General features: G+C 40.7%; 18 protein-coding genes. 5 read left to right on the forward strand and 13 right to left on the reverse strand.

What is annotated here, in order from left to right; genetic code table 11:
- Positions 1 to 3 precede the first annotated feature (3 nt).
- On the reverse strand, positions 4 to 744 hold the full coding sequence (locus RMZ43_RS22775) for a DUF2232 domain-containing protein (RefSeq protein WP_322649225.1): 741 nt from the start codon (positions 742 to 744) through the stop codon (positions 4 to 6).
- 13 nt (positions 745 to 757) lie between these two features.
- Entirely contained in the window at positions 758 to 1,462 is a 705-nt protein-coding gene (locus RMZ43_RS22780; RefSeq protein ID WP_322653037.1) for a Crp/Fnr family transcriptional regulator, read from the reverse strand.
- A gap of 554 nt (positions 1,463 to 2,016) precedes the next feature.
- Here RMZ43_RS22780 and RMZ43_RS22785 point away from each other — a divergent pair.
- Positions 2,017 to 6,009: a hypothetical protein gene (locus tag RMZ43_RS22785; RefSeq protein WP_322653036.1), complete on the forward strand. Its 3,993-nt coding sequence runs from the start codon at positions 2,017 to 2,019 to the stop codon at positions 6,007 to 6,009.
- Between the two features lie 587 nt (positions 6,010 to 6,596).
- Positions 6,597 to 7,250, forward strand: a complete 654-nt coding sequence (locus RMZ43_RS22790) for a sugar transferase (RefSeq protein WP_416212427.1) — start codon at positions 6,597 to 6,599, stop codon at positions 7,248 to 7,250.
- 54 nt (positions 7,251 to 7,304) lie between these two features.
- Here RMZ43_RS22790 and RMZ43_RS22795 read toward each other — a convergent pair whose 3' ends face one another.
- The 9 genes from RMZ43_RS22795 to RMZ43_RS22835 all read right to left on the reverse strand — a co-directional run bounded on the left by RMZ43_RS22795 (position 7,305) and on the right by RMZ43_RS22835 (position 15,272).
- Positions 7,305 to 8,141, reverse strand: coding sequence for a carbohydrate ABC transporter permease (locus RMZ43_RS22795; protein ID WP_322649222.1), 837 nt, complete (start codon positions 8,139 to 8,141; stop codon positions 7,305 to 7,307).
- Between the two features lie 86 nt (positions 8,142 to 8,227).
- Positions 8,228 to 8,389, reverse strand: coding sequence for a hypothetical protein (locus RMZ43_RS22800; RefSeq protein WP_322653035.1), 162 nt, complete (start codon positions 8,387 to 8,389; stop codon positions 8,228 to 8,230).
- Entirely contained in the window at positions 8,386 to 8,727 is a 342-nt protein-coding gene (locus tag RMZ43_RS22805; protein ID WP_322649220.1) for a hypothetical protein, read from the reverse strand. The genes RMZ43_RS22800 and RMZ43_RS22805 overlap by 4 nt, the downstream gene beginning before the upstream one ends.
- Positions 8,728 to 9,036: 309 nt before the next feature.
- Entirely contained in the window at positions 9,037 to 10,047 is a 1,011-nt protein-coding gene (locus RMZ43_RS22810; RefSeq protein WP_322649219.1) for a catalase family protein, read from the reverse strand.
- On the reverse strand, positions 10,044 to 10,664 hold the full coding sequence (locus tag RMZ43_RS22815; RefSeq protein WP_322653034.1) for a 5-formyltetrahydrofolate cyclo-ligase: 621 nt from the start codon (positions 10,662 to 10,664) through the stop codon (positions 10,044 to 10,046). Before RMZ43_RS22815 ends, RMZ43_RS22810 begins: the two co-directional genes overlap by 4 nt.
- A 68-nt stretch (positions 10,665 to 10,732) precedes the next feature.
- Entirely contained in the window at positions 10,733 to 11,677 is a 945-nt protein-coding gene (locus RMZ43_RS22820; RefSeq protein ID WP_322653033.1) for a GDP-L-fucose synthase family protein, read from the reverse strand.
- A gap of 23 nt (positions 11,678 to 11,700) precedes the next feature.
- Positions 11,701 to 12,780, reverse strand: a complete 1,080-nt coding sequence (gene gmd, locus RMZ43_RS22825; RefSeq protein ID WP_322649216.1) for a GDP-mannose 4,6-dehydratase — start codon at positions 12,778 to 12,780, stop codon at positions 11,701 to 11,703.
- Between the two features lie 482 nt (positions 12,781 to 13,262).
- Positions 13,263 to 14,018, reverse strand: a complete 756-nt coding sequence (locus RMZ43_RS22830) for a sugar transferase (RefSeq protein ID WP_322649298.1) — start codon at positions 14,016 to 14,018, stop codon at positions 13,263 to 13,265.
- Between the two features lie 111 nt (positions 14,019 to 14,129).
- Positions 14,130 to 15,272, reverse strand: a complete 1,143-nt coding sequence (locus RMZ43_RS22835; RefSeq protein ID WP_322653032.1) for a glycosyltransferase — start codon at positions 15,270 to 15,272, stop codon at positions 14,130 to 14,132.
- Positions 15,273 to 15,606: 334 nt separating this feature from the next.
- Here RMZ43_RS22835 and RMZ43_RS22840 point away from each other — a divergent pair, with 334 nt between their 5' ends.
- Positions 15,607 to 16,545: an NAD-dependent epimerase/dehydratase family protein gene (locus RMZ43_RS22840; protein WP_322653031.1), complete on the forward strand. Its 939-nt coding sequence runs from the start codon at positions 15,607 to 15,609 to the stop codon at positions 16,543 to 16,545.
- Between the two features lie 54 nt (positions 16,546 to 16,599).
- On the opposite strand, the gene RMZ43_RS22845 is transcribed toward RMZ43_RS22840, so the two are convergent.
- Entirely contained in the window at positions 16,600 to 17,325 is a 726-nt protein-coding gene (locus RMZ43_RS22845) for a Uma2 family endonuclease (protein ID WP_322653030.1), read from the reverse strand.
- 269 nt (positions 17,326 to 17,594) lie between these two features.
- Here RMZ43_RS22845 and RMZ43_RS22850 point away from each other — a divergent pair, with 269 nt between their 5' ends.
- On the forward strand, positions 17,595 to 18,473 hold the full coding sequence (locus RMZ43_RS22850; protein ID WP_322653029.1) for an SMP-30/gluconolactonase/LRE family protein: 879 nt from the start codon (positions 17,595 to 17,597) through the stop codon (positions 18,471 to 18,473).
- A 34-nt stretch (positions 18,474 to 18,507) separates the two neighbouring features.
- On the opposite strand, the gene RMZ43_RS22855 is transcribed toward RMZ43_RS22850, so the two are convergent.
- A complete protein-coding gene (locus RMZ43_RS22855) occupies positions 18,508 to 20,682 on the reverse strand; it encodes a DEAD/DEAH box helicase (protein ID WP_322653028.1) in 2,175 nt (724 codons plus the stop codon).
- 303 nt (positions 20,683 to 20,985) lie between these two features.
- Here RMZ43_RS22855 and RMZ43_RS22860 point away from each other — a divergent pair, with 303 nt between their 5' ends.
- Positions 20,986 to 21,423, forward strand: coding sequence for a DoxX family protein (locus tag RMZ43_RS22860; protein ID WP_322653027.1), 438 nt, complete (start codon positions 20,986 to 20,988; stop codon positions 21,421 to 21,423).
- Positions 21,424 to 21,433: the final 10 nt, after the last annotated feature.

Below are 21,433 nucleotides of genomic sequence, written 5' to 3' on the forward strand. Positions count from 1 at the left end.
TAACTATCCTTCATAATCCATAAGGACTTGCACCCAGCGTGGTGGAGGGGGAATAGGGTTGCCCAGGCGGTCAAAAAGAAACCATGCTGCTAGGTGTACCACAAAAAGGTAGATAAAGTTGTTGAGTACAATTAAAGCGATCGCTCCCACTTGGATTAAAAACACACTGGGACTCGTCAACAAACTTAAGTTAAAAAATACCCACTCTATGAACTCAGTCACCTGGGTAATTACATAAATCCATAGGTCTTCACCTGACAAAACAGACAACAACCACAGCCGAAAAAAGACCCCCAAAGTACCCAACAGTGTACCCAAGCTGATAGAAACAATCCAGGGAACACGACGACGACACCACGTAGCTCCCAAAAGCACGCCCATAAACCCGTAGGGCATGACAAACAGCAAACTGCGGGCTGGCCCCATCAATACCGTCAGCAGTAACCCGGAGGTGAGTGCTGCCATCCATGCCGCACGCCTGCCCCAACGCAGATAAACTAGAGCGATCGGTACCGGAAAAAATATCCGCAAAACTGGGCCTAAGGGAAAGTAGAAATTAATAAACCAAATCAAGCTAGCGGCACTTGCTAAAAACGCTGTTTCCACCATCCTTAAGGGGGCATCAGCCTTGAGTTGAGGAGGTATTAACTGCTGTTCTTTGTCTAACCAATGATTATGGAGAGTTTGAGACTCAGAGGATGGATCTTCCTCTGGCTCATCTGGCAAAGAATCTAAAATACTCATATCTGACAAGTTTTTAAACGATCATTCTTTCTAAGGCTGACAAATTGGGAATACAAATGGTGTCTTGATCCCGTTTAATCAAGCCTTTTTTTTCTAGCCTTGTCAACACTCTTGTCACAGTTTCCCGCGCCAGTCCGCTCAAACTACTCAATTCTCGATGAGGTAAATTGGGGATTTCGGTTCCTGTTTGCCCTTTTATTCCCTGTCCTTCTGCCAAAAATACCAACGTATCTGCCACCCGTGACTGGCTATCAGATTCCCGCAACCGCAATCGGCGATTTACTTGCCGCAAACGTCGTGCCATTAGTTGCGCCAATCGAACTCCCGCTAAGGGTTCTATCTGAAGTAACTTGACAAAATCCTGAGCAGGCATACTACCAATTACCGTTGGGGCCAAGGTAATCACATCTGTAGATCGAGGCACTTCATCTAGCGCCGCCATTTCACCGAACAATTCCCCTTTACCAAGAATATTCAGCGTTACTTCTTTTCCCTCCAGATTGTAGGTGCGAATTTTTACCCATCCGTCCAAAATAAAATACACAGAACCGCCCCAGTCATTTTCGAGCAAAATTACCTGATTGGCTGGGTGAGTGCGGGTAACAAGATGGATGAGGGCTGATTCTACAGCAGTTTCTGGCAACCCTTGAAAAAAGGGAGCCGACGACATGATCATCCAGGAATTAGCCTGTGCTTGCAAGCTATATCGATCTTCCATTACGACATCTTTATTCAAGCGGCTATATACACACAACAAACAAGAGCGCCATTTTCAGCCTAAGCTATCATTGCACAGCTCCCTTTCAAAAAGAAAACTAAACTATGCTACATAAGAAAGCGACAAGAACCTTTTTCTAAATAATCTTTACCTATAAGTTTAAACAGGGTAATAGTTTTGCAAAAAGTAGTTTATAGCCGACATTTGTATTGCTTAGGAGCTGACTGCACTGCAAACTTGATTAGTTCACAATATAGGCAAACAACATTAATGATACTAAAGGGAGTAAATTATTGCTCAGGTATTTTAGCCATTTTCAAAAATAGGCAATTTAATGGTCTGTAAAACTAAGCTTCCACACAAAGGCTGACTGAAGATTGCCACGACTCGCAGTAATCCATAACATAATGACAGTCACAAGTCCAAGCAGGGGCTTTTGCCACTCAAAACTTCTCTTATGACCGACGTTGCGCGTAGCAAGACTCCATAAGGTACGGTGATTGTAAAGTAATTGTCACATTAGTTGACATATATCTCTAAGTAAGGTGATAAAAGTGACTTCCAGTGCAGACGAAATTCAAAAGCTGATCGCAGACATTGACAACTTACTTGCCAGTGGTGGCAAGCGTATGTCTAGATTTCTGTCTGGTCAGGCGCAAGAGCCTAAAGAAGTTTTAGAACGAATTCGCAACTTCTTAGTGAGGCTAGAAGAAAAAGAAGCATTAGAGAATGGCATCCCAAATCAGTCTTCTAAAGAACCGCGTTCGGCGTTGGCAGAGCGATCGCCTTTATTAACAAAATTTATTGAGCAAGGTTATAATCAGTCACCACTACCTCGGCCCGAACCCAATCAGGAACAGAGTAGTGTTGGAGCAGAACAATTAAAAAGTGAATTTTCGAGCTTGCTCCAGCCATTGCGATCGGAATTAGAATTGCTCTTGCAAGAGCGAGCCGCTCTCCTACAGGAAATTAGGCAGTTAGAGCAAAAGCGATTGCAAAATTACTCCTTAGCGCAGCAGTTGACCAATCAGGAGCAGATGATTACCGAGTTTTTACAGGTACTCATGAGTCATCTTGTGCCAACTTTAACGCCACTGCTAGCACAGGCGCGGGAAAATTCCGCCATTTCAGGAGCAAATAGTGCAAACTCAGAACCAAGAATCTCTGCAACTCAACCGTTATTAGAATCACTAAACCCTGTGGAACGTTTAACTCACCTGTCCAGGGAGTTAGATCAACGTTTATTATCACTAGATGGGACTGTAAATGTAGTTTTTGAAGCACTACAACGCAACATTAATACTTATCACGAGTCGCTGTCGCAAGCATTGGCAAGAATGCATAGTCAGGGGATGCAAGGCGAACAGTTGATGGCCAGCTTTCTCAATAATTTGACCCAGCATTTGCAGCAATCCCCTAGTTCCCAACCATCTTTCCTTAAGGTCGAATCTGATACACCAGGATCATTAACTGATGCCACCAAGATTTCTGCTGGAGTTGCACCCCAACCCTTAGAACTTATACAGCCAGAAACATCTTCACTCACAATTGATTCTAAGCAACAGGACACTAACATTACAGAAGATTTAGATGCAGCGCTGTTGCAGCTTGGTATAGACTCGTCTCAATCTTTCCAGCAGACTGAATTACCGCAAGATATTTCCGCGTTAATTGGTGATGAAGTAGACCAACTTTACACCAGCTTGTTTGGTACTGGTGATGTTAATAATGCAAGTCTTGAAGTTTCCACAGCCTTAGAATCAACGTTGAACATCGCTGAGGGCGGATCTGTTCCTCCAAGTGTGAATTCTGAGGCTGTAACAGCAGATACGGATTTGTTTGATCTGGGTAACGTTAACCCAGAAACAACCCAACAAACTCCAGTAGAAACTACAGCATTATCAGATTCACATGAAGAACTATTTTTTGAAGAAGATACAGATATAGAGCTTGTTAGTTTCTCTACTCCACAATCAGTTTCCGCAATTGACAGCTTGGAGATCGGCAATCAGCCAGCTAGCGCTGATACAATTAATAATCTAACTGAGCTATTGCCTGATACAGGTAATGAGCAGGAACTGCTGGAAGTGTCATTTTTTGAGGATAATGGCACAACTACAGCACCAATTACTCCCGAAGTAAAAGAAATTGCGGAAACTGCGATAGCCAAACCGGAAGTATTAATTAACGATAATCAGCCAGAACTGTCTTCAGATGACTACATTGCTGCCTCGCCACAAGAAAACTTGCTTTGTGTTGAGTCAAATCAGGCTCCAGCCGTACTTGATATTTCTTTAGATGATGAACAGTTACAACAATTAGATCAAGATTTAGCTAATTTTGATCTACAGCTAAATTCGGAGTCGCAGCCAGCTACCAACTTGGATATTTTTTCAGAACTACTTGATGAAAATCTACACATAATTCCCATAACTTCTCCTGAGCCGCCAACAGAAAATCTCCAAATAGTAGAAAATACCTCAGCAGTTCCCCAGGTAGAAACTGAACAAGAAAAGGAAGTCACTACCCCTGTTGAAGAAAGCTCTTTACCTCCAAGTTCCAACTCCATCAACAATCCAGAATCGCTAAATGTTTTAGAATCAGTCTGGTATTTAGGAATTGATTTAGGTACAACAGGAATTTCTGCGGCATTATTAAATCGCTCTACTTTTGTTGTACATCCTATTTACTGGTCAGCAGAAAATCCACCGGGAACAACTTCTTTTCAGCAATCATTTCGTTTACCAACAGAGGTTTATTTGCCTACAGCTTCTGTACCCCACGGAGAAAACGAAAGTATCGAAGTACATGAACGAACTGTAGCTGCTGTTGCCCAAGATAAAGTAACTGATCGTGCCAACACTCCTGCAACACGGACGACAGATGCGACGCAAAATAATCTCTACTCGGCACAGTTGAAGCCTTATTTACAAGTAGCTATTCCCTACAAGAGTGAACGGCAGAAATGGGAACCTGTTTTGCAATTAAATGAATTTTCCGCAGGCCCTTTAATTTGGGTTGTGCGATCGCTCTCTAAGCTACTATTAACCCTCAAATCTGAAAAAACTAGTACCACCCCTAGTTTAATAGCTGCTGCTATGGGGATCAGCGAACAAGATTTCTCCAAAATTATTAATAATATTGCAGGTGTAATTTGCACCTGTCCATCTAATTGGTCGGAACAATACCGCTTTAACGTGCGGTCAGCTTTACTTACCAGTAAACTCATCCAACATCCACAGCAAGTCTTTTTTGTCGAAGAAGCGATCGCTAGTTTACTCCCAGAACTCGATGCTGCTAACGGTGAGCAAGTAAAATTAAGTAAACATCAAGGTTCTCATCCGGCAAAAACCAGCGAAGATCCCATTGTTGGGGATACCCTTGTGATTAACATTGGGGCAACTGCCACAGAAATGTTGCTGGTCAATCTCCCAGAGACATTACAGCAATTGACATACAATGATTTCATGCTCCACAGTTTTGCTTATGCTGGTAAGGGAATTGAACAAGATATAATCTGTCAGCTACTATTGCCACCTAAATCTCGACAATCACGAAAAGAAACCCGAAGCGATGCCTACGACGGGCTACGCAAAACTACCACCAATAATCCTTGGCAGTGGCAATCGTCAATTCCCGGTTTAGACCAAATGCGCTGGCAGAGTTTAGGGTTAGAAGAATTAGAACTACCCAGAGTCGGAGAGCCAGATATCACCGCTCGGATTCGCCTCCAGCAGCGTCTAGAAAGTTCCTTGCTGGGACAGGGAGTATTAGATGCCGCACTAGCTCTAAAGCTGATTTTGCAACATCAAGAATCTTTTACCTTAGAATTGGCTGATCAGCAGTGGATTTTGCTGCGACGAGATTTAGAAAGCCAGGTATTTATCCCTTTTGTGCGTCGCCTGAACCGAGAACTTAACAAGTTGTTGGTAGCTCGTGGCATCCCCACAGAATCCATTAATCAAGCTATCCTAACTGGTGGGGTGGCTTGTGTTGGGACGGTGAATCGTTGGCTACGGCAAAAACTTCCTAGCGCTAAGATTATTCAAGATTTATATCTTGGCGAAAACGGCGCTCCTAATTGCAGCCGGGTTGCTCATGGTTTAGCGATGCTGCCTTTGCATCCCCAGATATTAGATATACCCAGGCAACAATACACTGATTATTTCCTATTTACAGAATTACTGCGGTTGCTACCAGACCGATCTTTATCTTTCGGTGAAGTTATCCAGTTATTTGAGGGTCGTGGAATTAATACTCGCACTTGTCAGCAACGTCTGCTGGCTTTTTTGGAGGGTGAACTGCCTTCGGGTTTGATACCTTCAGTTACAGATTCGGCTTGGCTGACTCAGAGTTCGCAAGAAAATCCTGATTATCAGGCGATCGCTACAGCACCACTTTTTGAAAAACAAGGGAGTCTCACATATCGTCCCAATTTCCAACAACTGTTGTCTTTGCGTCGCTATCTAGATGCAATCAAGGCTAGTAATCAGCAATCACTGGAGGAAGCATACTTAGCAAATTTCGCTTTAGAGGTTAATCATTGACATTAGTAAGTAAGTCGGTGCGAATAAATTGAACTATTTTAAGTAATGCAAAATTATTGTAATCAATTTCGTAGTAAGAGCTTCAGTCCTTCTTTTAGGACTAAAGTCTTTACTACAAACCTTTAATTATTTACACCGTTTTACTTACATCACAGATGAACCTATCCCATTAATAATATATGTACTACAAAGCTTAAGCTTATTGAGAACTAAAAACGAAAAATCAAGGTTTTTAAGCACATTTTACGAAAAGAAGTAGAGATTATTAGAAGTGTAGGATAGGTTCATGTGTCTTTTTGAGTCGGTCACATCCCGATTAGCTTTCAACTTTCAACACTGTAATGCTTTGGATGTAGTATATCCATAACACTAGCTTTTTTAGCTTATGGGATGATACTGTAATTTTACAAATTCCTACCTTAATTAAAAGATTCTGTAAACTTTAGGTTTTCTGTTTTTATATTACTTAATTTTTGTGTATGTTAACACTCAGTAGTATTGACAAAATCAATAAAAATCATCTAGTAATTATTTTTATGTCTACACTACTGATTCAAAAAGTCCTGTTGTAGATAAGTTTAGTCGTTGTGAATCATCTTTATCTTTATTCAGTTAATTGCTCGCAACAGCCTTTCCACCCGTCAACCTTAAGCGTGAGAAAACGATTAATTGACATTGTTGGAGCCATTATAGGGCTGATAATTACGTTTATTGTAGCAATTCCTGTAACAATTGTTACTTTTATAGATGCTCCAAGCCCAATATTTTATTCCCAAATTCGCTGTGGTTTAAACGGAAAAACTTTCCGCATTTGGAAATTCCGTTCCATGATCGTCGATGCCGATAAACTCAAGCATTTGGTTGAAAACCAAGCCAAGGGTCACATCTTTAAATCTTTTGACGATCCTCGCATTACTCCTGTGGGTAAATTTTTGCGGCGTACTAGTTTAGACGAGTTGCCTCAATTTTGGAATGTTCTGGTAGGGGACATGAGTTTAGTTGGTACTCGTCCACCGACTCCTGATGAAGTCAGCAATTACGATCCACATCACTGGGATAGATTGCGAGTTAAACCAGGTATTACAGGAGAATGGCAAGCTAATGGGCGCTCCAGCATTACAGACTTTGAAACCATTGTCAAGATGGATCTAGACTATCAACGTAAGTGGTCTGTAACTTATGACCTGAGTCTGATTATTAAAACTATTGGGGTAGTCTTGAAAAAGACTGGGGCTTATTGAATTAGTCATTAGTCATTAATTTTTTCCCAGGTTCGTGCATCTCCACTTTCTTCTTCAACCCTTGACCCCGCTACCAGTTTCTGTGGGTACAATGTAACGCTGTAAAAATAAAAATAGTAATAATACTGGGGCGATCGCAATTACTGAACCAGCAGCTACTAACCGCCAGTCAAGGGAAAATGTACCTGCTAGCTTTGCCACTCCTAACGGAAGAGTGTATAAATTTTCATCTTGGATGACAATTAAAGGCCATAAAAAGTCACTCCAAGCACCAATGAATACAAAAATGGCTAAAGTTACTAATGCTGGGCGAACTGCTGGTAACATTACATGCCACCACAAACCTAACTCCGAACTTCCATCCATTCGAGCCGCTTCTTCTATCTCTTTGGGGACACTCATGAAAGCTTGGCGCAGCAGAAAAATCCCAAAGGCAGAAGCTAAACTCGGAAAAATCATTCCTAAATAACTATTTCTCAAACCCAACTGGACTGTCAAAATATAAAGGGGAATCATCACGATTTGGAAGGGAATCATAATCGTAGAGACGATCGCTACAAAAATCCAGTCTCGCCCGACAAATGATAATCTTGCCAACGGATAGGCAGCTAAAGCGCAAAACAGCAGATTTAAGCCCACAGTCAGCACTGATACCAAAGTACTGTTATACAGGTATTGTCCAAAAGGTAAAGAGTTCCACACACTGAAGAAGTTATCTAGTGTAGGTGAGGCAGGCAATAACTGTGGCGGCGACTGCAAAATATTTTCTGTAGGCGATTTTAAGGCAGTACTAATTAGCCACAGTAAAGGAAAGAGCATCACCAGTGCGATCGCTCCCAATAGCGCATACATTAACAGAATCTGCGATCGTGATTTTTTCCAGTTCAGCATTTGATTAATAAATTTCCAAGCTTTATAAATATTTATGACAGCTTTCTTTATAAGACTCTTGCTTGCTTTCCATCTGTTGTACTTGCTCAAATATTTGGTGGATGTTCGCCCATTATTACCCACATTTTCCGCACACGATTTAATTGCAAACTGACTATTAAAGCTTCAGCAGTGCGACAGTAAGCACAACAATCAGCAAAATAATTACGAATTTCCTTTTTTAATTCAACAGGAATGTAAACACTCATGCTAATTGCTGTTTATTTTGAAAAATATCTAAGGTATATCTAGCTCTAGTTTTAAGAATATTTAATTGGTCAATCTGTGCCAATAATCTGTCTAAGGTTTCAGTTTCGTCATCTGACAAATCATTGCCAGAATTTTTAACTAATAATTCCTGTAACTGTCTATGAGCTTTTGGAGATAAATAACTTTCTGCTAAAGCTTGCAATTCATCTATATTTAAACCAATCAATAATTCCGAATCTACAGATAAGTTAGTTAGTTGTTGGTAAGTTTCTAAATCTAATAGTACTCCAACTTTTTTCCCCTCTGCATTAGTGACATACTGAACTGAGTCAGACATGGCTTTACTTGAGAATTTGGCTAATTTTATCGTAACTTATCATCAAAAATCTGGTCAAAGCAATTCATATAATTCTCTTGGTGTGATTCTAGATGTAATTCTGGTTCGTGCTAAGGTTTTAAATCTAGGTTTATGAAATGTAATGCACCATACTATGTATATGTAGAGACGTAAAGTTGTACGTCTCTACATATACATAGTTTTGGCTACACAACTCATAATCTTTATACATCAAATCAGCAACACCAAAAAATGTATCTAATCAAGTAGGCTTGTAACCTATGATCCTACAGTTTTAAATTATAGTGATTAATCTTCAATCGCTACATAAGGTTGTGGTTCCCGCGAACGTTGGGCAATTTGTTCTCGTCGATACTTTGCAAGTTCGCTGTAAAGCCTCTTACGAGAGAGATTGACACTTCCAACAGGCTCATGGTCTAGCAGTGTATGCCAAGGGGAAAACAATATACCCTCATCTAAACGTTTACGTTCTTCAAAGTTAAATTTCTGGCTGGGAATGCGGACAGTTGCAACCTTAATAAATGGTGAATCTGCCTCTTGCCATTCCTGAACGTGGTCTTCAATCGGTGTTTTGTCATCATCTACATAAAACTGAATTAAAAAATCAAAAGACGCTTCTCTACCTTCTTCAGTCAAATATTTTACCAGCGTTTCTCGAAGGTAATTTTCTGATTCTGGAAGTGTTTCTGGTGGTTGTTCAGGCTGTTGAGATTTGACAGATAATTTTACAATCCGCTCACCAAATTTAAACGGAGCCATGCTCCAATATTGAATCAAAAGCGGATTTCCTACCTTCTGACTACCAATTTTTTGCAAGATAGCAAAGACGTAAGCAAGTTCCTCCATCCGTTCTGGGCTGAGTTGTCCACTACCTGCTTTTGAAAGATCAGCGTAATCACGAACGTCTTTGGCCAAAAAAGTAGGATAATTGTTGAGTATAAAATCTTGAGTTTTTTCTTCATCATCCAGCACTTTTTGCCCGTCCACATTCATCACTTTGATGGCGATACCGCGAACATCAGGTTGGCTATCGGAGTGAAATTTACCACGTTTTTCAGGCGAACCACCACTAGAGAACCGAATCCATGCAGGATAGGTTTGAGGCGTTTTGAATAAACCTACTTTCAGGTCTTCAGGAAGATTGGGTTCAATAATGAACTCTCCCCAAAGGAGTCCATGACTTTTGCTATGAATTTGGCGGAGGTCTGGACCTGTTTTTTGTTGAGATTGGAGACTACTTGCAATAATTTCGTCAATTATTGCTTCTTGCTCAGTGGTAGATGACGTTGGGTTAGTCATAAAACATTTGATAATGTGTCCTCATTATCCTGAATCCTGGAACCTTTATGAGTCAATCCGGTTTCCGTACAAATAACTTGTAGTGGTTTATCCCAAGGCTCACTAAGTATTTCGGACAAATAGGCAAACTCAAAGACAATTCCCATAGTCGGCTTTGTCTGCCACTGCGGTAAACTGAGCAAGCGATCGTAATATCCGCCGCCATAGCCCAGGCGATATCCTTGATAGTCGCAAGCGACACTGGGGACAAGAATCAAATCCACTTCAGCCGCATCTAATAGGGGAGCGTCGGCGTGTGGTTCAGTAATGCCATAAGCGCCACTTTGGATAGAATCACTCGGTGTCCAAAGATGCCAAGATAGGGATTTTTTATCAATGCAGCGAGGAAATCCCCAACGGTATTTCGTATTTGCAAATAGTGGACTGAGATCGGGTTCTTGGCGGAAGCTGAAATAAGCAAGTATTGTTTTTGCTTGGGTAAACAAAGTAGAGTTTTGTAAATGAAAGCATAAGCGATCGCTTTTTTCTCTCCACTCTCGAACAGACATTGATTGACGGGTTTTAAGTAGAGTGCGCCGTAGTTCTGCTTTATTTAATTGATGATTAACTTTGTCCATAAAAATAGCGTCAAATAAATAAGCTGGGCATCGCCCAGCTTAAGTACTCTACACTCAGCAGTACATTGTTATACAGCGTGTTGACGATACCACTCAATGGTATTCTTTAGCCCTTGCTCAAAGCCCACCTGAGCCGTGAAATTAAAGGCAAGATTCGCCCGTTCAGTATCTAAACAACGGCGGGGTTGACCATTAGGCTTGTCAGTTTGCCAAACAATTTCACCCTTAAACTCCATTAATTCGCAGATTAGAGTTACTAAATCAAAGATGGAGATTTCATAACCTGTTCCCAAGTTAACTGGTTCTGATTCGTTATAGAATTGAGTTCCCATAACAATCCCCCGCGCGGCATCTTCTGAATACAGAAACTCACGGGTGGGACTGCCATCACCCCAAACTGGGAGTTGCTTTTCTGCCTTAATTTGGGCTTCGTGAACTTTGCGAACTAATGCTGGAATAACGTGAGAACTTCCTGTGTCAAAGTTATCTTCTGGGCCATATAAATTCACTGGCAGGAGATAAATTCCATTAAAACCATACTGCTGGCGGTAAGATTGCAATTGGACTAAAAGGGCTTTTTTAGCAATTCCGTAGGGGGCGTTTGTTTCCTCTGGGTAGCCATTCCAAAGATCATCTTCTTTGAATGGTACCGGGGTAAATTTAGGATAGGCGCAGATTGTGCCAACACAAACAAACTTTTCTACTCCAGCTTGATATGCAGCGTGAATTAGCTGCGTTCCCATAATCAAGTTATCGTAGAACAACTCTGCGGGTTTTTCACGGTTCAGGCCGATACCCCCAACATGAGCTGCTAGATGGATAATTATGTCTTGCTGGTCAACTGCGCGTTGGCTGTTTTCCCAAACCCGCAAATCACAATCGCGCGATCGCGTTACTGTAATCTTCTCACGAGCAGCGCCTGCTTTACACAGTTGATCTATCACCTGACGACCTAGAAACCCCGACCCACCAGTGACAAGAATGCGTTTATTTTTTAATTCTAAGCCGGTCATATTTTTATCCTCTGTGGTGCTAATCAGAAGTGCAAAGCGCCCAGTTGTTGACGAATAGTTGCAATATCTAATGGAAATTGCGAACCATTTCCATTGGGTGAAGTGTAACCCAATGCTTGTAAATCTGCTTCTACCATTAAGGAAACTAATTCTTGAAAGGTTACTGATGGTGTCCAGCCCAAGTTTTGGCGTGCTTTGGTAGAATCTCCAATCAACAACTCTACTTCCGATGGACGGAGGTAACGCTCATCAAACTCTACATAATCTTCCCAATTGAGATTTACGTAATTAAATGCCAGTTCCAAAAACTCGCGCACCGAGTGGGTTTCACCAGTAGCAATTACATAATCGTCTGGCTGGTCTTTCTGCAACATCAACCACATTGCTTTAACGTAATCCTTCGCATAGCCCCAATCTCGCTTGGCGTCTAGATTACCCATGTAAAGTTTTTTCTGCTTACCAGCAACAATACTAGCTACTGCTCTAGTAATTTTGCGGGTTACAAAGGTTTCACCTCGTCGTGGTGACTCGTGGTTAAAAAGTATGCCATTACAAGCAAACAAATTATAAGACTCACGATAATTTACAGTTTGCCAGTGGGCGTAAACTTTCGCACAGGCATAGGGACTGCGGGGATAAAAGGGCGTTGTTTCAGTTTGAGGTATTGCTTGTACTAAACCGTACATTTCTGAAGAACCCGCCTGGTAGAATCGCACCTGAATTCCGGTACGGTGTTGATAGTCCCGAATTGCTTCCAACAGACGTAACGTTCCCATTCCGACAGCATCCACCGTGTATTCTGGTGAATCAAAGCTTACTCTGACATGGGATTGAGCGCCCAGATTGTAAATCTCTACTGGCTGGACTTCTTCTAAAATACGTCGCAGCGTTGTACCATCTGTCAAGTCACCATAGTGAAGAAACAACCGCACTCCCTCTTTGTGGGGGTCTTCGTAAATGTGATCGATGCGGTCTGTGTTAAAGGTAGAAGTCCGGCGAATAATGCCATGAACCTCATAACCTTGTTCCAGCAAAAATTCACTTAGATATGAACCATCTTGACCAGTAATACCAGTAATCAACGCTCGTTTCTGTTGCGTCATGCTTAATTATCCCTTATTATCTTCGATTAAAAAGTTACAGCCAATCTGATACAACCTAGCAGCTAATTGCTCAATTGCCTAATGGTAAACCTACGAGTTATTGTTGTTCAGAGACTTTCTCCCTAAATAGATATACTTAATAAAAAGTAATTTAACACGTAAGTTCAACCTAGATATATCAAGATTGTTTAAATATATATATTTCTTTTCTCAGATAAATCAAGATTCTTTTTGTATACGTTCTTTGTTTGTGAAAATTTTATAATGTAATAGGTTTTATGAAGACTGAATAAAATAAATATTTTAAATTAGATTTTTGCTAAAAATCAGAATAAGAGCAAATCACAGATAAACACTCAAAAAAGTCTAAGTTAAGTAGAAACGGATAAATTATAAATAAACAATAACAATCATTTAGTCTTAGATAAAAATTGGTATTTAGGGGCATTAACTGCCCCACAGAATTGATCCTAAGTAATTACTCAGTATGCCCCGTTATTTTTGGGCAGAATGACCACATCAACAGTTTTCAAGATGATCCATAAATCAAGCCAGAGATTCCTAAACCTAGCATAATGCAGGTCTATTTGGACTCGCCGAGGATAGGGAATATCATTACGCCCAGACACCTGCCACAAACCTGTAATTCCTGGACGGATTGTTAAAATCTCATCAATGTAAGAACCGTATTTTGGCAATTCTTCTGCTACCAAGGGTCGGGGGCCAACTACACTCATGTCCCCTTTTAAAACGTTCCAGAACTGGGGAAATTCGTCTAAGCTAGTAATTCGCAAAAATCGACCAATTTTGGTAATCCGGGGGTCTTTTTTCAGCTTAAAACTGCTTTCAAATTCTTGTCGCAATTCGGGCGATGTTTCCATCATTTGCATGAGGATTTCGTCAGCATTGCTTACCATTGTTCGGAATTTAATACAATTAAACGTTTTGTAATTTTTCCCTACCCGTTCTTGGACATAAAAAATTGGGCCTTCTGAGCTGAAAGCAATCAGCAAGGCCAAAATTAAGTAAACGGGCAAGAACAAAATTAACACCGACAGCGAAAACACTATATCAAACAGTCGTTTGGCAAACTCTCCGTTTAAACCCTGAAAAGATAAACCTTTTGGTTTAACTTTTGGTGTTTTCGTTTTTTGACCGCGTTTTAAGAAACGCGTAGACGTTCTGGTGTCTTGCCTTACGCCTCGTTTGCCGGAGAGGAGTGAGCTCTGGGCAGTCATCATACTCCTTAATAATCCACACCACACATAGTCCCAATATTAAAGCCAAAATGAGGTGCTTCTGGGGAAAATTGCCAAAAGCCTAAAAAAATAAGACGTTATTCAAGACCATCATTGCAAAAATGGTCTTTTTTCGTTACATTTGTTTACAAAATCTAGATAACGATCTGCAAAAATTTGCGGTGAGAACTGCGCGGCGTGCGATCGCATATACTCGGAACTGAATGAACCCTCATACACTTCAAACTTTTCTACTGCCTCCACCAAAGCCGCCTCTGTTTGCGTCCTGAAGAATATACCTGTCCCTGTATCCGCATCAGAGCGAATATCTCGCACTGTTTCTAAAGCACCCCCTGCACCATAGGCAATGACTGGCGTGCCACAGGCTTGTGATTCCACTAAAGCGATACCAAAATCTTCACAAGCTGCATATACAAACGCCTTAGCCCTAGACATATATTTTTTTACCACATTATCAGGTTGCCATCCTAATATTTGGACATTAGAGTTTGCCATTTCACGAATCTTGTTCATTTCATCTCCTGTACCAATGACTACTAATGGTCGTTTGAGTTGATTAAAAGCTTTGACAATCAACGATATTTGCTTGTAACTCACTAAGCGGGAAACAGTTAGGTAAAAGTCGTCTTTTTCAGACAGAAATGGAAATTGAGCAATATTCACTGGTGGGTAAATGACTGTTGCTTCTCGTCGATAGCAACGCCAAATCCGTCGAGCTGTATGCTGCGAGTTGGCAATGAAGTAATCAACTCGATTGGCACTTAATACATCCCACTGACGCAAATTATGTAATAAATATCGCGTCACCCATCCAGGAAAACCACTACCTAGTTTGCTGTGGCGCAGGTAATCAAAAGTCAAGTCCCAGGCATAGCGCATAGGGCTGTGACAGTAGCAAATATGCGTTTGTTCTGAAGTAGTAAGGATTCCTTTGGCAACGGCATGGGATGATGAAAGAATTACATCATAATGCCGTAAATCAAGTTGTTCAATTGCCAAAGGCCACAAAGGCAAGTATTTTTGTATACCGTTGCGAGCAGATGGAAAGTTCTGGAGAAACGTCTTGCCAATTTGACGTTTATATAAATAACTTTCAGGATTACTAGATTCAAAATCTATGAGAGCATACAAATCAGCATCAATATGATTCAAAATTTCTCGGACAACGAGTTCTGAACCACCTGTGGCTTTAGGTGTCAGCCACTCATGAACTAGAGCATATTTCAAGGGCACAGCTAACTTGAATAAATTGAAATTACAAAGGGCAACTTGATGACGTTAACTGAAAAGTCTTCCCCTGTGATTAATTAACGGGAAACGCCCCAGATTAGCACACAAGACGCAATTTTACGTTAGAGGTTCCAGATGGATGCTGCAACCTGATAATCTCAGAGTGGGGAATGGGCATTGGGCATGGGGCATGGGGCATGGGGCATGGGGCATTGGGCATTGGGGAAACATTTACTACAATTTCACCTCTGCTCCCGTGCTCCCCTGCCTCTTCATCCTCCTCATCTCCCCTAATCCCTAGTCCCTTAACAACAACTGATATAGAAATGGTGAATTTATGCGAATTTTAATTATGGGTGGTACTCGGTTCATTGGTGTCTATTTGACTCAACTATTAGTAGAACAAGGACATCAAGTGGTGCTGTTCAATCGGGGAAATCGGCCAGCACCTGCTTTAGAGGGAGTAGGACAAATTATAGGCGATCGCACTGATGCTACTCAATTCAAGGCAAAGTTATCACAAGAAAACTTTGATGTCATTTTTGACAATAATGGGCGAGAACTTACTGATACTCAACCACTAGCAGAGATTTTTCAAGACCGAGTGCAACATTTTGTCTATATGAGTTCTGCGGGGGTATATCTCAAATCTGACCAATTGCCCCACGTAGAAGGTGATCCAGTAGATCCTAAAAGTCGCCACAAGGGTAAACATGAAACAGAAGCTTATCTGACTCAATTGGGATTACCTTTTACTTCCATTCGTCCTACTTATATTTACGGGCCTCGCAATTATAATGAGTTGGAAGGCTGGTTTTTTGATAGAATTGTGCGCGATCGCCCCATTCCTATCCCCGGAAATGGCTTGCATATTACCCAGCTAGGTCATGTAAAAGACTTGGCACAAGGAATGACTAAGGTTTTGGGCAATGAACAAGCCATAGGACAGATTTATAATATCTCTGGCGATCGCTTTGTCACTTTTGATGGTTTAGCCCGTGCTAGTGCTGTAGCGGCTGGCAAATCACCCGATGCTGTGAAAATCGTCCATTACGACCCGAAAAAGTTTGACTTTGGCAAACGCAAAGCTTTTCCGATGCGAGTGCAGCATTTCTTTGCTTCGGTGAACAAAGCACAAACAGAATTAAATTGGCATCCTGAATATGATTTAATTTCTGGGTTACAAGATTCTCTGGAAAATGATTATTTAGCTAATGCAAAAGATAAGGCTGATGTTGATTTTTCCGTAGATGAAGAGATTTTACAAGCTGTGTGAGTAAAGATGTTTAGGGGCACATTGCTGTGTGTCCCTACTGATGCGATCGCATCTTCACAACTCATCAGGGTTAACGCCTAACTCTCGCAGTTGTGCTGCTAATCTGTTAGCACGTTGACTTTCTCGTTCTAGCGGCGTGGGAAGCCAATTCCCTAATGCATCATACCAACGTAGCCATAATCGCTCAATTCCTTGGTAAGAACCTTGCCAAAGTCCTAAGCCCAGTTCCAAACCTGGCATCCACAGCCGTGGGGTAGTCAAGTCCAATTCGCTGTAACTATCTGCAACTAATTGGAATGCTTGGAGTTTGTCAGTGTAGCGGTCAAACACAATGTAGTAAGGAACTCGCAAAATCCGTTCATAAACTTCCCATTTAGTCGGCGGTTGGTCAATTTCCCGCAGAGTTTGTCCTAAGTCTTCTTTTTCAGTGCCAGGAGAAAGCAATTCTACCACTACAAAAGGAGCAACCCCTTCTTGCCAAATGACATAACTCAGACGCAAGTTTTGCTGGTCGTAGAAACGCGAAACTCCGACAGCAGCAAACCAGTCTGGGCGTTTGTACCACAGTGTATGCCGGAGGTCATAATAAAGGTTTAAGTCAGTGCCAACAAATACCTCCTCTGCTGGATAGTTAGGTGGACAAAAGGTTTCGCGCAGAAGTTGGGGTTGAAAAAGGTGAAATTCGTCAGGCAAACCAGAGTCCTCCGGGTATTCACTGGGAAGATCATACATTGTAGGTAGGACTTCTTTGGGGGAGAGAGGCGGGTCTGTTTGGTACATAAGGGGAATCTTGACCGACTAATTTTAAGTTAACGGATCACGATAAAGGTTTGACCAAAGTTAAAAGAAAATATTTATTCTTATACCTGGGAAAGATGCAATTTATCGCGTCTTTAGCTTTTACTGGAACAGGAATTTGGAAATGGTATACAAACCCTGAACTTGAATAAAAAGGAAGAAGTGGTATAAATGTGTCGTAAATGTTTTACCCAATAAAAGCAACCATTTAAATATATGCTTTGAAGATTTAATATTTAAATTAACTGTTTATGGCACAATATCCACTCTCCAATGTTCTAGGAGCCAGGGCCCGCTTGGGTGAAAGCCCAATCTGGGATTCAACCAAAAACCTACTGTACTGGATCGATATTTATAATCATCGGGTGCATCAGTTCAATCCCGCTACGGGAGAAAACTGCTTTTTCGATGTGGGAGATGTTGTAGGTGCGATCGCAACAGCAGGTGCAGATAGATTAATAATGGCACAGCGTCATCACCTAGCATTCCTCAACACCCAGACAGGTGAAGTTACCCCCATTTTAGAAATTGAAGGGCATCTACCAGATAATCGTTTCAATGATGGTAAATGTGACTCTCAAGGACGTTTTTGGTTTGGCTCAATGTGTTCTTTAGAAAAACCACAGTCTAGCCTCTATCGCTATGATAATGATGGTTCATTGCATGTAATGGAAACAGGATTGACTATTTCTAATGGTTTAGGTTGGAGTCCAGATCAAAAGACATTTTACTTAACAGATTCTCCTCAGCAAAAAATATATGCTTATGACTTTAATTCAATAACAGGAAATATTAGTAATCGTCGAATTTTTATTGATTTAACTCATGAATCTTTCCATCCTGATGGTTTGGCAATAGACAGTGAAGGACATATTTGGTCAGCTATGTGGAATGGATGGTGTGTGATTCGGTTCAATCCCAAGGGTGAAGAGATATTGCGAATAAAGCTACCTGTGCAAGTGCCAACTAGCTGTACTTTTGGCGGCGAAGATTTGCAAACACTCTACATAACTACTGCTTCAGTTGGACTCAGCCAAGCAGAGATCGAAAAAAGTTTCTACTCTGGTGATTTGTTTGCCCTCCAAACTGATGTTGCTGGATTACCTAATTATAATTTTTCTAAATTATAGAAATTTCCAGGTAATTAAATGATTGTCCTATGTTTTATTGTCTCCAAAGCGCCACTTTCTGTTTAAGTTCTTTCATATCTAAAGAATCGCTAGCAAAAGCTTTTCGTAAAAGTGAATGAGGAATAAATTGATCATACTTTTGAATTTCCGGTGCTTCTGAAGTACTGAGTAAATCTTCTGAGATAATTCTTTTATCACACAATGAAGCAATTTCGTGATAAAGATATTTAAATTTATCTTTGCCTAATTTAATTATTAAATAATAAGGATTTACTCCGCTAATACTTGTAATTTCCAAAGATTCTCGACAGTAGGAATTGAGTAATTTTTCTAAAGTGCGATAAGCAACCGTACCCATCCAGGGAAAAATGCAGCATTTACCTTTTTCTAATTGCAATATATTTTGTTTATCTAATCCTACCTGCTGCACCAATTGGCGAACTTGAAGTAAACGTTGCAAAGCATTTTTTTGCAAATAGCTGTACTCAACATTTTCAAATAGAACCTGTTGCATTCTTTGTAAAACTTTGGTGTGAATAGTACCACCACTACCACGCCAATAAATAGTAGCTTTACCCTCGGCTTGTTTAACAAAAATAGTTTTCTTTTTAAAGTCAACTTCTATGACTTCCCAAGTTCTCCCAGCTAAAGCAAATTGATTTCCAACAGCAGGCGGCGTGACGATACTGCCAATTTGCGTTGCACCTTGCTTAACAATATATTCTTGCTGTTCAGCAAAGACAGCATAAAACTGGAATTTTCTCACAATCTTTTCTCCTGCTAAACCCAGGATTAATTTACCTTGCTCAGTATGCTGAATATGACCAATATCAATTAAATAGCGGAGCAATAGTTGAAAATCTTCTTTTAAAATAGTAGCAAAAGGTGGCAAGCTAAAAATTTGTTTAGCTAAGGCATTAGGTGAAATTCCCTCTGCTGCTGTTAAAATACTCATTGTTTGGTGATAAAGCAAACTCCAAGGATATTTAATCGGTCTGATGGGTTCAATCCATTTTTCCTCTAAATAAAGTTGAATGATAGCAATAGACTGCAAAAGTTGCCAAGGTATTTGCTCCGGTAAAGAAGCTTCTGATAATGGTTTATTTTCAGCACAGATAAAGCGCATATCGGCAGCTTCACCTCTTCTACCACTACGTCCTAAGCGCTGTAAAAAGCTAGCTACAGACAAGGGTGATTCTAGCTGAATAACTCGCTCTAAATGACCGATATCTATGCCTAATTCTAAAGTCAGAGTGGCGGCGGTAACTGCTGGATTGTTAGGTTCACGCATCGCATTTTCAGCAGTTTGCCGTAAGCTAGCAGATATACTCCCATGATGCACATGATATATATCTGGTAGCTTTTGTTCTGTGGCTATTTTTCGCAAAGATGCTATTACAGATTCAGTTTGCGTGCGATTGTTAGCAAATATCAGACATTTCCTAGATTGGCTGAGGTTAAAAATATATTTTTCATAAGCTGTTGCCTCTGATTCATCTACTTCATCAGTAATATAAAAATGTTCTACAGCTAGTTTGATTTGGCGTTTTATGCCGTCAGTCTGGGGTGTAATAACTGGCTTACCTGTTCCTGAACGCAACCACTCTTCAGCTATTGAGTAATCACCAAGAGTTGCCGACAAACCAATACGGCGCGGTTGCTTTTGCGTCAACTTTGCTAAACGTTGTAATTGGCAAATAATTTGACAACCGCGATCGCTTCCCATAAAAGCGTGAATCTCGTCAATGATGACAAATCTTAAATCACCAAATAAGCGAAGGAGGTCGTTATTTTTGTTTATTAACAAGCTTTCTAAAGATTCTGGTGTAATTTGTAGAATACCTTGAGGGTTTTTTAAGAGTTTGTTTTTTCGAGTTTGAGAAACATCACCGTGCCAATGCCAAACTGGAATATCTGCTTCTTTGAGTAAGTCATTGAGGCGCTCAAATTGATCGTTAATTAAAGCTTTGATTGGGCTAATATATAATGCGCCAATGGTGGTAGCAGGGTTGGTATGTAATAAAGTCAAAATTGGCAGAAAGGCTGCTTCTGTTTTACCCGCAGCAGTTGCAGCAGTAACTAGCAAATGAGCATCGGTGTCAAATATAACTTGACAAGCGGCAATTTGAACTGGTCGTAATTCAGTCCACTGGTGATGATAAATATATTCTTGGATGAAGGGTGCAAGTCGGTTAAAGGCATCGCTCATGTTTTTTATGAATAATAATTAGTAATAGGAAGTTACACCAATCCTAAATCAGATATGAAAACTTCTCTTTCTTTTCTTGGCGGTCTTCTCTTCGAGAGGCTGCGCCAAGGCGGCTTCTCTGCAAGACGCTACGCGATGGCGGTTCGTTAATTTTACAAATAATTAGGACTGTTATAGATAAATCTCTGAATTAAATAGGTTTTTGAAAAAATTGCCGATTTTCCTCCTGTTGACTCAAGACAGATTAACATCCATAACTCAAACTGAAGTAATAGGAACAAGTATATAAATCAGGTTAAACCTATGAACAAATATAAGGAAACATTACGAGTCATCCTTGCTATATGCATTATTGTGGTTGGAGTGACACACTTTCTTGTCCCAGGAGAATATGTCAAAATTGTGCCGCCACAACTACCTTACCCTTTAGGATTAGTTTATCTCAGTGGTTTTTATGAAATTTTGGGTGGTATCGGTTTATTAGTCCCGCCTGTCAGTCAGGCTGCTGCTTGGGGACTTCTTGCTCTTTTTATTGCTGTTTACCCTGCCAATATTTATATGGCGGTTAACCTTATTAAGATTGAACATATACCAAATTCACCTTGGGTACACGTAGTCAGGCTTCCCTTTCAAGCAGTTTTAATTGCTTGGGCTTGGTGGTACACGAAATCTTATGATGGGGAAAAACAAGCTTCTATTATTCCCAAGTCGCTCATTCCTGAAGAATTAGAATTGAAATGAGGGCGTTTTT

Source organism: Nostoc sp. CmiVER01 (assembly GCF_034531135.2).
Lineage (GTDB): Bacteria > Cyanobacteriota > Cyanobacteriia > Cyanobacteriales > Nostocaceae > Nostoc.

What these genes read in the sequence shown, in the direction of transcription:
- RMZ43_RS22780 (WP_322653037.1), bottom strand. Translation starts at nt 1,462, where the DNA reads ATGGAAGATCGATATAGCTTGCAAGCACAGGCTAATTCCTGGATGATC.
- RMZ43_RS22795 (WP_322649222.1), bottom strand. Translation starts at nt 8,141, where the DNA reads ATGCTGAACTGGAAAAAATCACGATCGCAGATTCTGTTAATGTATGCG.
- gmd (WP_322649216.1), bottom strand. Translation starts at nt 12,780, where the DNA reads ATGACGCAACAGAAACGAGCGTTGATTACTGGTATTACTGGTCAAGAT.
- RMZ43_RS22850 (WP_322653029.1), top strand. Translation starts at nt 17,595, where the DNA reads ATGGCACAATATCCACTCTCCAATGTTCTAGGAGCCAGGGCCCGCTTG.
- RMZ43_RS22815 (WP_322653034.1), bottom strand. Translation starts at nt 10,664, where the DNA reads ATGGACAAAGTTAATCATCAATTAAATAAAGCAGAACTACGGCGCACT.
- RMZ43_RS22845 (WP_322653030.1), bottom strand. Translation starts at nt 17,325, where the DNA reads ATGTACCAAACAGACCCGCCTCTCTCCCCCAAAGAAGTCCTACCTACA.
- RMZ43_RS22800 (WP_322653035.1), bottom strand. Translation starts at nt 8,389, where the DNA reads ATGAGTGTTTACATTCCTGTTGAATTAAAAAAGGAAATTCGTAATTAT.
- RMZ43_RS22830 (WP_322649298.1), bottom strand. Translation starts at nt 14,018, where the DNA reads ATGACTGCCCAGAGCTCACTCCTCTCCGGCAAACGAGGCGTAAGGCAA.
- RMZ43_RS22860 (WP_322653027.1), top strand. Translation starts at nt 20,986, where the DNA reads ATGAACAAATATAAGGAAACATTACGAGTCATCCTTGCTATATGCATT.
- RMZ43_RS22810 (WP_322649219.1), bottom strand. Translation starts at nt 10,047, where the DNA reads ATGACTAACCCAACGTCATCTACCACTGAGCAAGAAGCAATAATTGAC.
- RMZ43_RS22840 (WP_322653031.1), top strand. Translation starts at nt 15,607, where the DNA reads ATGCGAATTTTAATTATGGGTGGTACTCGGTTCATTGGTGTCTATTTG.
- RMZ43_RS22820 (WP_322653033.1), bottom strand. Translation starts at nt 11,677, where the DNA reads ATGACCGGCTTAGAATTAAAAAATAAACGCATTCTTGTCACTGGTGGG.
- RMZ43_RS22805 (WP_322649220.1), bottom strand. Translation starts at nt 8,727, where the DNA reads ATGTCTGACTCAGTTCAGTATGTCACTAATGCAGAGGGGAAAAAAGTT.
- RMZ43_RS22855 (WP_322653028.1), bottom strand. Translation starts at nt 20,682, where the DNA reads ATGAGCGATGCCTTTAACCGACTTGCACCCTTCATCCAAGAATATATT.
- RMZ43_RS22775 (WP_322649225.1), bottom strand. Translation starts at nt 744, where the DNA reads ATGAGTATTTTAGATTCTTTGCCAGATGAGCCAGAGGAAGATCCATCC.